The organism is Yoonia sp. MH D7 (assembly GCF_054439475.1).
Map to the genome: position 1 here is coordinate 39,640 of NZ_JBTJCF010000002.1, position 13,924 is coordinate 53,563.

Below are 13,924 nucleotides of genomic sequence, written 5' to 3' on the forward strand. Positions count from 1 at the left end.
GCTCTGCGCAGGAATCGGAGATTGCGAAGTCATGAAACTGCCCTCGCCACGCCGCTCTGCCGCGAGGAAACCGATCATTGGCGAGCACTGCGGAAACAACCTCTGACGGTAGCCGTGAACGAGACCGCAGGTATATCGACCGAAGGGTAGGCCCACGCTCTTAGCGCAGGCCTTTACAGTTCTAGAAGGCACTAGAACCCGATTTCGTAGGTCCCGCCCAATGTTACTGAGCCTTTAGTACTCATGGTCGCATCTCCACTAAACGTCCCCAGCCCGATCTGTCGACCGACGCTAGCTGTGAAAGAGCCGAGAGTGTAGTCCTGACCCCATTCACCGTCGATTTCGAACGAATAGGTAAGATTACTGTCTTCGTCGGTGTTCTCGATACCGATGGAGCCACCTATGCCACAAACTCCGTCAAGACTGCCGAGGGACTGATAGCAAGCCAAACGCGGGTTGAACCATAGGTTCGCCCGACCTTGGTCGACAAGATGATCCATGCGCACCTCGGCAAACACGCGTCCGCCAGAGATCGCATCCAATTCAAGGCCACCTACCTCTGACAGGCTACCAAACTCTGCAACCACATCCACATCGGCACCGGGCGTATAGACATAGTCGAAGCCAATGCGCGGTGTGAGAGTGGTGCCACCGACCTCCACTTCGCCCGAAATTGCTGCTCCAGCAAAGCCTGCGATATACTGATAGTTGCCACTTGCATCGATCGTCCCGATGTCTCGCGCGAAGGCCAGATCAAACTCATGACGGCCTGCAGCTGCACCGAGGTAGTAGTCGAGGTATAGCTCGTTATCCAGCCGGTTGGCACCATAGACGCCGGCGTTCAGACCAAAGCCTCTGATTTCACCATTGGCCAGACGTGTCACGTCTGACTGAGACCCATAGAGGCCAACGAAGTATCCAAAGACACTGTCGCTGCCACGATACTGTTCGCGACGATAGGATAGGTTAATCGCGCTTTGCGTCTGTCCCTGCCCAGTATCGCTATAGCTGAGTGACCCTTCAAAGACTTCACGACGGTCTGTGAGACAATCGTGCTGATCTCTCACAAACTGCCCATCAGCAATCATCCCATCGTCGTTCGCGTTTGCATTCAAGCTCCGTTCAAGGCTGAAGCTGTTATCACATGGGCCTTGATAACTATCTGCATCGTCCAATGTCTGAAACTCCACGCGACGGTTCTGGGCTTTACCCTCTTCCGTTGCGTTGCTTGCGATTGGCAGGCTTTCACCGTAGCCGCGTGCAATATAACCTGTCGTATCTACACCGCGCTGTGCAAGGGCTTGGCGAACGGCCACGACGCGGCGCTGACTCAGGTCGACGTTATACTCATCAGAAGCATCACTGTCCGTATGGCCCGCGATCTCAAAAGCACTGCTAGGGCAGCTCATCAGGATTGCCGCGATATCATCAAGCGTCCGGTCGCTTTCCGGCTTGATGATGGCCTTGTCTGTATCAAATAGGATGTTCTCAACAGCGAGGCGCGCGTTTGCGTCAGCACGACACTCATCATGGCTCCGCATGCGAAGACGGTCCAAAGCGTCAGCGGAATAGCCGCTGATCTGGTTGCTCTGCATGGTCAGAGTGTTGGCGAGGTCTTCTTCCAATATGGTCTCGAGTTCGTCCTCAATTCTTAGAATTAGATTAAGCGGATCAACTACTATCGTCACCCTCGCAGTGTCGCAATTGATCGGGTTGAGCATTTCGCAGATCTCATAGGTATAGATATAAGTTCCGGCGGTTGTTCCGGCAGAAACCGCCACAACACCGGTGCTCGTGTCCATTGTTATCCCGCCTAAGGCAGGCGTCACATCGATGCCTAGAACGGTACCGCTATTGGCAATGCCGCTTCCGTTCACGATGACATCGACACCGATCGTTGGGTTTGCTGCACCGTTCAACCTATCATTTGTCACAACGTTTGGAATGGTTCCCCCTGTTGCGCCATCCACAAGTGCCGGTGTGTCATCAACCGCCTCGATCGGGGTGGCACCAACCGTCACTGTCACCGTTGCGGTTTCGCAATTGGCAGGTGTGCCGAGATCGCAGAGTTCGTAATCCATCGTGTAAGCGCCCGGCAGCACAGAGGTGCCGTCGTACTCAACCGCGCCCGTCGTCGTGTTCAGGCTGAAGCCCGTAGGCCAGGTGCCGTCTTCGGAGATCGTCGCATTACCGCCGACAGTCAGATCAGCCGCCGCGCCATTCACCGTGTCCGTCGCCGTCACATTCGCAACCGGCGTCGAGACCGTGCCGGACACAGCTGTCCCGCTGTCATCGTCAGGCACGATGTCCGCACCAACCGTCACTGTCACCGTTGCGGTTTCGCAATTGGCAGGTGTGCCGAGATCGCAGAGTTCGTAATCCATCGTGTAAGCGCCCGGCAGCACAGAGGTGCCGTCGTACTCAACCGCGCCCGTCGTCGTGTTCAGGCTGAAGCCCGTAGGCCAGGTGCCGTCTTCGGAGATCGTCGCATTACCGCCGACAGTCAGATCAACCGCCGCGCCATTCACCGTGTCCGTCGCCGTCACATTCGCAACCGGCGTCGAGACCGTGCCGGACACAGCTGTCCCGCTGTCATCGTCAGGCACGATGTCCGCACCAACCGTCACTGTCACCGTTGCGGTTTCGCAATTGGCAGGTGTGCCGAGATCGCAGAGTTCGTAATCCATCGTGTAAGCGCCCGGCAGCACAGAGGTGCCGTCGTACTCAACCGCGCCCGTCGTCGTGTTCAGGCTGAAGCCCGTAGGCCAGGTGCCGTCTTCGGAGATCGTCGCATTACCGCCGACAGTCAGATCAGCCGCCGCGCCATTCACCGTGTCCGTCGCCGTCACATTCGCAACCGGCGTCGAGACCGTGCCGGACACAGCTGTCCCGCTGTCATCGTCAGGCACGATGTCCGCACCAACCGTCACTGTCACCGTTGCGGTTTCGCAATTGGCAGGTGTGCCGAGATCGCAGAGTTCGTAATCCATCGTGTAAGCGCCCGGCAGCACAGAGGTGCCGTCGTACTCAACCGCGCCCGTCGTCGTGTTCAGGCTGAAGCCCGTAGGCCAGGTGCCGTCTTCGGAGATCGTCGCATTACCGCCGACAGTCAGATCAACCGCCGCGCCATTCACCGTGTCCGTCGCCGTCACATTCGCAACCGGCGTCGAGACCGTGCCGGACACAGCTGTCCCGCTGTCATCGTCAGGCACGATGTCCGCACCAACCGTCACTGTCACCGTTGCGGTTTCGCAATTGGCAGGTGTGCCGAGATCGCAGAGTTCGTAATCCATCGTGTAAGCGCCCGGCAGCACAGAGGTGCCGTCGTACTCAACCGCGCCCGTCGTCGTGTTCAGGCTGAAGCCCGTAGGCCAGGTGCCGTCTTCGGAGATCGTCGCATTACCGCCGACAGTCAGATCAACCGCCGCGCCATTCACCGTGTCCGTCGCCGTCACATTCGCAACCGGCGTCGAGACCGTGCCGGACACAGCTGTCCCGCTGTCATCGTCAGGCACGATGTCCGCACCAACCGTCACTGTCACCGTTGCGGTTTCGCAATTGGCAGGTGTGCCGAGATCGCAGAGTTCGTAATCCATCGTGTAAGCGCCCGGCAGCACAGAGGTGCCGTCGTACTCAACCGCGCCCGTCGTCGTGTTCAGGCTGAAGCCCGTAGGCCAGGTGCCGTCTTCGGAGATCGTCGCATTACCGCCGACAGTCAGATCAACCGCCGCGCCATTCACCGTGTCCGTCGCCGTCACATTCGCAACCGGCGTCGAGACCGTGCCGGACACAGCTGTCCCGCTGTCATCGTCAGGCACGATGTCCGCACCAACCGTCACTGTCACCGTTGCGGTTTCGCAATTGGCAGGTGTGCCGAGATCGCAGAGTTCGTAATCCATCGTGTAAGCGCCCGGCAGCACAGAGGTGCCGTCGTACTCAACCGCGCCCGTCGTCGTGTTCAGGCTGAAGCCCGTAGGCCAGGTGCCGTCTTCGGAGATCGTCGCATTACCGCCGACAGTCAGATCAGCCGCCGCGCCATTCACCGTGTCCGTCGCCGTCACATTCGCAACCGGCGTCGAGACCGTGCCGGACACAGCTGTCCCGCTGTCATCGTCAGGCACGATGTCCGCACCAACCGTCACTGTCACCGTTGCGGTTTCGCAATTGGCAGGTGTGCCGAGATCGCAGAGTTCGTAATCCATCGTGTAAGCGCCCGGCAGCACAGAGGTGCCGTCGTACTCAACCGCGCCCGTCGTCGTGTTCAGGCTGAAGCCCGTAGGCCAGGTGCCGTCTTCGGAGATCGTCGCATTACCGCCGACAGTCAGATCAACCGCCGCGCCATTCACCGTGTCCGTCGCCGTCATATTCGCAACCGGCGTCGAGACCGTGCCGGACACAGCTGTCCCGCTGTCATCGTCAGGCACGATGTCCGCACCAACCGTCACTGTCACCGTTGCGGTTTCGCAATTGGCAGGTGTGCCGAGATCGCAGAGTTCGTAATCCATCGTGTAAGCGCCCGGCAGCACAGAGGTGCCGTCGTACTCAACCGCGCCCGTCGTCGTGTTCAGGCTGAAGCCCGTAGGCCAGGTGCCGTCTTCGGAGATCGTCGCATTACCGCCGACAGTCAGATCAGCCGCCGCGCCATTCACCGTGTCCGTCGCCGTCACATTCGCAACCGGCGTCGAGACCGTGCCGGACACAGCTGTCCCGCTGTCATCGTCAGGCACGATGTCCGCACCAACCGTCACTGTCACCGTTGCGGTTTCGCAATTGGCAGGTGTGCCGAGATCGCAGAGTTCGTAATCCATCGTGTAAGCGCCCGGCAGCACAGAGGTGCCGTCGTACTCAACCGCGCCCGTCGTCGTGTTCAGGCTGAAGCCCGTAGGCCAGGTGCCGTCTTCGGAGATCGTCGCATTACCGCCGACAGTCAGATCAACCGCCACGCCATTCACCGTGTCCGTCGCCGTCACATTCGCAACCGGCGTCGAGACCGTGCCGGACACAGCTGTCCCGCTGTCATCGTCAGGCACGATGTCCGCACCAACCGTCACTGTCACCGTTGCGGTTTCGCAATTGGCAGGTGTGCCGAGATCGCAGAGTTCGTAATCCATCGTGTAAGCGCCCGGCAGCACAGAGGTGCCGTCGTACTCAACCGCGCCCGTCGTCGTGTTCAGGCTGAAGCCCGTAGGCCAGGTGCCGTCTTCGGAGATCGTCGCATTACCGCCGACAGTCAGATCAACCGCCGCGCCATTCACCGTGTCCGTCGCCGTCACATTCGCAACCGGCGTCGAGACCGTGCCGGACACAGCTGTCCCGCTGTCATCGTCAGGCACGATGTCCGCACCAACCGTCACTGTCACCGTTGCGGTTTCGCAATTGGCAGGTGTGCCGAGATCGCAGAGTTCGTAATCCATCGTGTAAGCGCCCGGCAGCACAGAGGTGCCGTCGTACTCAACCGCGCCCGTCGTCGTGTTCAGGCTGAAGCCCGTAGGCCAGGTGCCGTCTTCGGAGATCGTCGCATTACCGCCGACAGTCAGATCAGCCGCCGCGCCATTCACCGTGTCCGTCGCCGTCACATTCGCAACCGGCGTCGAGACCGTGCCGGACACAGCTGTCCCGCTGTCATCGTCAGGCACGATGTCCGCACCAACCGTCACTGTCACCGTTGCGGTTTCGCAATTGGCAGGTGTGCCGAGATCGCAGAGTTCGTAATCCATCGTGTAAGCGCCCGGCAGCACAGAGGTGCCGTCGTACTCAACCGCGCCCGTCGTCGTGTTCAGGCTGAAGCCCGTAGGCCAGGTGCCGTCTTCGGAGATCGTCGCATTACCGCCGACAGTCAGATCAACCGCCGCGCCATTCACCGTGTCCGTCGCCGTCACATTCGCAACCGGCGTCGAGACCGTGCCGGACACAGCTGTCCCGCTGTCATCGTCAGGCACGATGTCCGCACCAACCGTCACTGTCACCGTTGCGGTTTCGCAATTGGCAGGTGTGCCGAGATCGCAGAGTTCGTAATCCATCGTGTAAGCGCCCGGCAGCACAGAGGTGCCGTCGTACTCAACCGCGCCCGTCGTCGTGTTCAGGCTGAAGCCCGTAGGCCAGGTGCCGTCTTCGGAGATCGTCGCATTACCGCCGACAGTCAGATCAACCGCCGCGCCATTCACCGTGTCCGTCGCCGTCACATTCGCAACCGGCGTCGAGACCGTGCCGGACACAGCTGTCCCGCTGTCATCGTCAGGCACGATGTCCGCACCAACCGTCACTGTCACCGTTGCGGTTTCGCAATTGGCAGGTGTGCCGAGATCGCAGAGTTCGTAATCCATCGTGTAAGCGCCCGGCAGCACAGAGGTGCCGTCGTACTCAACCGCGCCCGTCGTCGTGTTCAGGCTGAAGCCCGTAGGCCAGGTGCCGTCTTCGGAGATCGTCGCATTACCGCCGACAGTCAGATCAACCGCCGCGCCATTCACCGTGTCCGTCGCCGTCACATTCGCAACCGGCGTCGAGACCGTGCCGGACACAGCTGTCCCGCTGTCATCGTCAGGCACGATGTCCGCACCAACCGTCACTGTCACCGTTGCGGTTTCGCAATTGGCAGGTGTGCCGAGATCGCAGAGTTCGTAATCCATCGTGTAAGCGCCCGGCAGCACAGAGGTGCCGTCGTACTCAACCGCGCCCGTCGTCGTGTTCAGGCTGAAGCCCGTAGGCCAGGTGCCGTCTTCGGAGATCGTCGCATTACCGCCGACAGTCAGATCAACCGCCGCGCCATTCACCGTGTCCGTCGCCGTCACATTCGCAACCGGCGTCGAGACCGTGCCGGACACAGCTGTCCCGCTGTCATCGTCAGGCACGATGTCCGCACCAACCGTCACTGTCACCGTTGCGGTTTCGCAATTGGCAGGTGTGCCGAGATCGCAGAGTTCGTAATCCATCGTGTAAGCGCCCGGCAGCACAGAGGTGCCGTCGTACTCAACCGCGCCCGTCGTCGTGTTCAGGCTGAAGCCCGTAGGCCAGGTGCCGTCTTCGGAGATCGTCGCATTACCGCCGACAGTCAGATCAACCGCCGCGCCATTCACCGTGTCCGTCGCCGTCACATTCGCAACCGGCGTCGAGACCGTGCCGGACACAGCTGTCCCGCTGTCATCGTCAGGCACGATGTCCGCACCAACCGTCACTGTCACCGTTGCGGTTTCGCAATTGGCAGGTGTGCCGAGATCGCAGAGTTCGTAATCCATCGTGTAAGCGCCCGGCAGCACAGAGGTGCCGTCGTACTCAACCGCGCCCGTCGTCGTGTTCAGGCTGAAGCCCGTAGGCCAGGTGCCGTCTTCGGAGATCGTCGCATTACCGCCGACAGTCAGATCAGCCGCCGCGCCATTCACCGTGTCCGTCGCCGTCACATTCGCAACCGGCGTCGAGACCGTGCCGGACACAGCTGTCCCGCTGTCATCGTCAGGCACGATGTCCGCACCAACCGTCACTGTCACCGTTGCGGTTTCGCAATTGGCAGGTGTGCCGAGATCGCAGAGTTCGTAATCCATCGTGTAAGCGCCCGGCAGCACAGAGGTGCCGTCGTACTCAACCGCGCCCGTCGTCGTGTTCAGGCTGAAGCCCGTAGGCCAGGTGCCGTCTTCGGAGATCGTCGCATTACCGCCGACAGTCAGATCAACCGCCGCGCCATTCACCGTGTCCGTCGCCGTCACATTCGCAACCGGCGTCGAGACCGTGCCGGACACAGCTGTCCCGCTGTCATCGTCAGGCACGATGTCCGCACCAACCGTCACTGTCACCGTTGCGGTTTCGCAATTGGCAGGTGTGCCGAGATCGCAGAGTTCGTAATCCATCGTGTAAGCGCCCGGCAGCACAGAGGTGCCGTCGTACTCAACCGCGCCCGTCGTCGTGTTCAGGCTGAAGCCCGTAGGCCAGGTGCCGTCTTCGGAGATCGTCGCATTACCGCCGACAGTCAGATCAGCCGCCGCGCCATTCACCGTGTCCGTCGCCGTCACATTCGCAACCGGCGTCGAGACCGTGCCGGACACAGCTGTCCCGCTGTCATCGTCAGGCACGATGTCCGCACCAACCGTCACTGTCACCGTTGCGGTTTCGCAATTGGCAGGTGTGCCGAGATCGCAGAGTTCGTAATCCATCGTGTAAGCGCCCGGCAGCACAGAGGTGCCGTCGTACTCAACCGCGCCCGTCGTCGTGTTCAGGCTGAAGCCCGTAGGCCAGGTGCCGTCTTCGGAGATCGTCGCATTACCGCCGACAGTCAGATCAGCCGCCGCGCCATTCACCGTGTCCGTCGCCGTCACATTCGCAACCGGCGTCGAGACCGTGCCGGACACAGCTGTCCCGCTGTCATCGTCAGGCACGATGTCCGCACCAACCGTCACTGTCACCGTTGCGGTTTCGCAATTGGCAGGTGTGCCGAGATCGCAGAGTTCGTAATCCATCGTGTAAGCGCCCGGCAGCACAGAGGTGCCGTCGTACTCAACCGCGCCCGTCGTCGTGTTCAGGCTGAAGCCCGTAGGCCAGGTGCCGTCTTCGGAGATCGTCGCATTACCGCCGACAGTCAGATCAACCGCCGCGCCATTCACCGTGTCCGTCGCCGTCACATTCGCAACCGGCGTCGAGACCGTGCCGGACACAGCTGTCCCGCTGTCATCGTCAGGCACGATGTCCGCACCAACCGTCACTGTCACCGTTGCGGTTTCGCAATTGGCAGGTGTGCCGAGATCGCAGAGTTCGTAATCCATCGTGTAAGCGCCCGGCAGCACAGAGGTGCCGTCGTACTCAACCGCGCCCGTCGTCGTGTTCAGGCTGAAGCCCGTAGGCCAGGTGCCGTCTTCGGAGATCGTCGCATTACCGCCGACAGTCAGATCAACCGCCGCGCCATTCACCGTGTCCGTCGCCGTCACATTCGCAACCGGCGTCGAGACCGTGCCGGACACAGCTGTCCCGCTGTCATCGTCAGGCACGATGTCCGCACCAACCGTCACTGTCACCGTTGCGGTTTCGCAATTGGCAGGTGTGCCGAGATCGCAGAGTTCGTAATCCATCGTGTAAGCGCCCGGCAGCACAGAGGTGCCGTCGTACTCAACCGCGCCCGTCGTCGTGTTCAGGCTGAAGCCCGTAGGCCAGGTGCCGTCTTCGGAGATCGTCGCATTACCGCCGACAGTCAGATCAACCGCCGCGCCATTCACCGTGTCCGTCGCCGTCACATTCGCAACCGGCGTCGAGACCGTGCCGGACACAGCTGTCCCGCTGTCATCGTCAGGCACGATGTCCGCACCAACCGTCACTGTCACCGTTGCGGTTTCGCAATTGGCAGGTGTGCCGAGATCGCAGAGTTCGTAATCCATCGTGTAAGCGCCCGGCAGCACAGAGGTGCCGTCGTACTCAACCGCGCCCGTCGTCGTGTTCAGGCTGAAGCCCGTAGGCCAGGTGCCGTCTTCGGAGATCGTCGCATTACCGCCGACAGTCAGATCAACCGCCGCGCCATTCACCGTGTCCGTCGCCGTCACATTCGCAACCGGCGTCGAGACCGTGCCGGACACAGCTGTCCCGCTGTCATCGTCAGGCACGATGTCCGCACCAACCGTCACTGTCACCGTTGCGGTTTCGCAATTGGCAGGTGTGCCGAGATCGCAGAGTTCGTAATCCATCGTGTAAGCGCCCGGCAGCACAGAGGTGCCGTCGTACTCAACCGCGCCCGTCGTCGTGTTCAGGCTGAAGCCCGTAGGCCAGGTGCCGTCTTCGGAGATCGTCGCATTACCGCCGACAGTCAGATCAGCCGCCGCGCCATTCACCGTGTCCGTCGCCGTCACATTCGCAACCGGCGTCGAGACCGTGCCGGACACAGCTGTCCCGCTGTCATCGTCAGGCACGATGTCCGCACCAACCGTCACTGTCACCGTTGCGGTTTCGCAATTGGCAGGTGTGCCGAGATCGCAGAGTTCGTAATCCATCGTGTAAGCGCCCGGCAGCACAGAGGTGCCGTCGTACTCAACCGCGCCCGTCGTCGTGTTCAGGCTGAAGCCCGTAGGCCAGGTGCCGTCTTCGGAGATCGTCGCATTACCGCCGACAGTCAGATCAGCCGCCGCGCCATTCACCGTGTCCGTCGCCGTCACATTCGCAACCGGCGTCGAGACCGTGCCGGACACAGCTGTCCCGCTGTCATCGTCAGGCACGATGTCCGCACCAACCGTCACTGTCACCGTTGCGGTTTCGCAATTGGCAGGTGTGCCGAGATCGCAGAGTTCGTAATCCATCGTGTAAGCGCCCGGCAGCACAGAGGTGCCGTCGTACTCAACCGCGCCCGTCGTCGTGTTCAGGCTGAAGCCCGTAGGCCAGGTGCCGTCTTCGGAGATCGTCGCATTACCGCCGACAGTCAGATCAACCGCCGCGCCATTCACCGTGTCCGTCGCCGTCACATTCGCAACCGGCGTCGAGACCGTGCCGGACACAGCTGTCCCGCTGTCATCGTCAGGCACGATGTCCGCACCAACCGTCACTGTCACCGTTGCGGTTTCGCAATTGGCAGGTGTGCCGAGATCGCAGAGTTCGTAATCCATCGTGTAAGCGCCCGGCAGCACAGAGGTGCCGTCGTACTCAACCGCGCCCGTCGTCGTGTTCAGGCTGAAGCCCGTAGGCCAGGTGCCGTCTTCGGAGATCGTCGCATTACCGCCGACAGTCAGATCAACCGCCGCGCCATTCACCGTGTCCGTCGCCGTCACATTCGCAACCGGCGTCGAGACCGTGCCGGACACAGCTGTCCCGCTGTCATCGTCAGGCACGATGTCCGCACCAACCGTCACTGTCACCGTTGCGGTTTCGCAATTGGCAGGTGTGCCGAGATCGCAGAGTTCGTAATCCATCGTGTAAGCGCCCGGCAGCACAGAGGTGCCGTCGTACTCAACCGCGCCCGTCGTCGTGTTCAGGCTGAAGCCCGTAGGCCAGGTGCCGTCTTCGGAGATCGTCGCATTACCGCCGACAGTCAGATCAACCGCCGCGCCATTCACCGTGTCCGTCGCCGTCACATTCGCAACCGGCGTCGAGACCGTGCCGGACACAGCTGTCCCGCTGTCATCGTCAGGCACGATGTCCGCACCAACCGTCACTGTCACCGTTGCGGTTTCGCAATTGGCAGGTGTGCCGAGATCGCAGAGTTCGTAATCCATCGTGTAAGCGCCCGGCAGCACAGAGGTGCCGTCGTACTCAACCGCGCCCGTCGTCGTGTTCAGGCTGAAGCCCGTAGGCCAGGTGCCGTCTTCGGAGATCGTCGCATTACCGCCGACAGTCAGATCAGCCGCCGCGCCATTCACCGTGTCCGTCGCCGTCACATTCGCAACCGGCGTCGAGACCGTGCCGGACACAGCTGTCCCGCTGTCATCGTCAGGCACGATGTCCGCACCAACCGTCACTGTCACCGTTGCGGTTTCGCAATTGGCAGGTGTGCCGAGATCGCAGAGTTCGTAATCCATCGTGTAAGCGCCCGGCAGCACAGAGGTGCCGTCGTACTCAACCGCGCCCGTCGTCGTGTTCAGGCTGAAGCCCGTAGGCCAGGTGCCGTCTTCGGAGATCGTCGCATTACCGCCGACAGTCAGATCAGCCGCCGCGCCATTCACCGTGTCCGTCGCCGTCACATTCGCAACCGGCGTCGAGACCGTGCCGGACACAGCTGTCCCGCTGTCATCGTCAGGCACGATGTCCGCACCAACCGTCACTGTCACCGTTGCGGTTTCGCAATTGGCAGGTGTGCCGAGATCGCAGAGTTCGTAATCCATCGTGTAAGCGCCCGGCAGCACAGAGGTGCCGTCGTACTCAACCGCGCCCGTCGTCGTGTTCAGGCTGAAGCCCGTAGGCCAGGTGCCGTCTTCGGAGATCGTCGCATTACCGCCGACAGTCAGATCAACCGCCGCGCCATTCACCGTGTCCGTCGCCGTCACATTCGCAACCGGCGTCGAGACCGTGCCGGACACAGCTGTCCCGCTGTCATCGTCAGGCACGATGTCCGCACCAACCGTCACTGTCACCGTTGCGGTTTCGCAATTGGCAGGTGTGCCGAGATCGCAGAGTTCGTAATCCATCGTGTAAGCGCCCGGCAGCACAGAGGTGCCGTCGTACTCAACCGCGCCCGTCGTCGTGTTCAGGCTGAAGCCCGTAGGCCAGGTGCCGTCTTCGGAGATCGTCGCATTACCGCCGACAGTCAGATCAGCCGCCGCGCCATTCACCGTGTCCGTCGCCGTCACATTCGCAACCGGCGTCGAGACCGTGCCGGACACAGCTGTCCCGCTGTCATCGTCAGGCACGATGTCCGCACCAACCGTCACTGTCACCGTTGCGGTTTCGCAATTGGCAGGTGTGCCGAGATCGCAGAGTTCGTAATCCATCGTGTAAGCGCCCGGCAGCACAGAGGTGCCGTCGTACTCAACCGCGCCCGTCGTCGTGTTCAGGCTGAAGCCCGTAGGCCAGGTGCCGTCTTCGGAGATCGTCGCATTACCGCCGACAGTCAGATCAGCCGCCGCGCCATTCACCGTGTCCGTCGCCGTCACATTCGCAACCGGCGTCGAGACCGTGCCGGACACAGCTGTCCCGCTGTCATCGTCAGGCACGATGTCCGCACCAACCGTCACTGTCACCGTTGCGGTTTCGCAATTGGCAGGTGTGCCGAGATCGCAGAGTTCGTAATCCATCGTGTAAGCGCCCGGCAGCACAGAGGTGCCGTCGTACTCAACCGCGCCCGTCGTCGTGTTCAGGCTGAAGCCCGTAGGCCAGGTGCCGTCTTCGGAGATCGTCGCATTACCGCCGACAGTCAGATCAACCGCCGCGCCATTCACCGTGTCCGTCGCCGTCACATTCGCAACCGGCGTCGAGACCGTGCCGGACACAGCTGTCCCGCTGTCATCGTCAGGCACGATGTCCGCACCAACCGTCACTGTCACCGTTGCGGTTTCGCAATTGGCAGGTGTGCCGAGATCGCAGAGTTCGTAATCCATCGTGTAAGCGCCCGGCAGCACAGAGGTGCCGTCGTACTCAACCGCGCCCGTCGTCGTGTTCAGGCTGAAGCCCGTAGGCCAGGTGCCGTCTTCGGAGATCGTCGCATTACCGCCGACAGTCAGATCAGCCGCCGCGCCATTCACCGTGTCCGTCGCCGTCACATTCGCAACCGGCGTCGAGACCGTGCCGGACACAGCTGTCCCGCTGTCATCGTCAGGCACAAGAACGTTGTCTACAACAACGCTTTCAGTCAAGTCATCGCCAGTGGTCGACGGGTCGTCAACGTCGGAGGTTGCAGCAGTCGTCGTGTTAGTAATCGTTGCGCCACCTTGATCTGCGTTAACGGTGCCTTCGATGGTTAACGTCGCGCTCGCGCCATTTATAAGCGACGGGATGGTCCAAATCCCGGTACCAGGCACATAGGTGCCAGCCGTGACATTGCCATTGTTGCCAGTAACAGAAAGCCCCGATGGAATGCTATCAGTCAGGGTAACATTGGTTGCGTCATCCGGACCATCATTCGTCACAGTTATCGAGAACGTAACAGTGTCTCCAGCCGCGGGGGTCGCGTCGGCTGAGGCCAGTGTCTTTTCAGTCCTCAGGTCCGCCTCAACAACTTCAACCAATTCTAACCCATCAACAAAAGCCCATGTCAAATCGCATCCGGTGTTCGTTACACCAAGATAAACGCTGTAGTTTCCTGGCGCCGTAATCCCGTGATCAGATGGCTTGAAAGCCCCAGTCGTACCCAAGACCCAAGAACCTTCGCCAGACGCCCCTACGGATGGGATAGTGTGGACTCGTTCTCCGCTGTTAAAGCTTGTTGAATTAATTCTAAATTCTACGTTAGGCGTACACCGTGCCAAGGTAGGAACCGTGTACTCGGTGTACTGATAGAGCCACTCAAGTTCCAGCGTCGGATCCGAGATATTGA

General features: G+C 61.1%; 1 protein-coding gene. It reads right to left on the reverse strand.

Annotated features, from left to right (window positions below; translation table 11 throughout):
* Positions 1 to 191: 191 nt before the first annotated feature.
* Positions 192 to 13,646 carry an OmpA family protein gene (locus tag ACXLHR_RS16555; protein ID WP_458792606.1) on the reverse strand — a complete coding sequence of 4,485 codons (13,455 nt, stop codon included), beginning with the start codon at positions 13,644 to 13,646 and terminating at the stop codon, positions 192 to 194.
* Positions 13,647 to 13,924 lie beyond the last annotated feature (278 nt).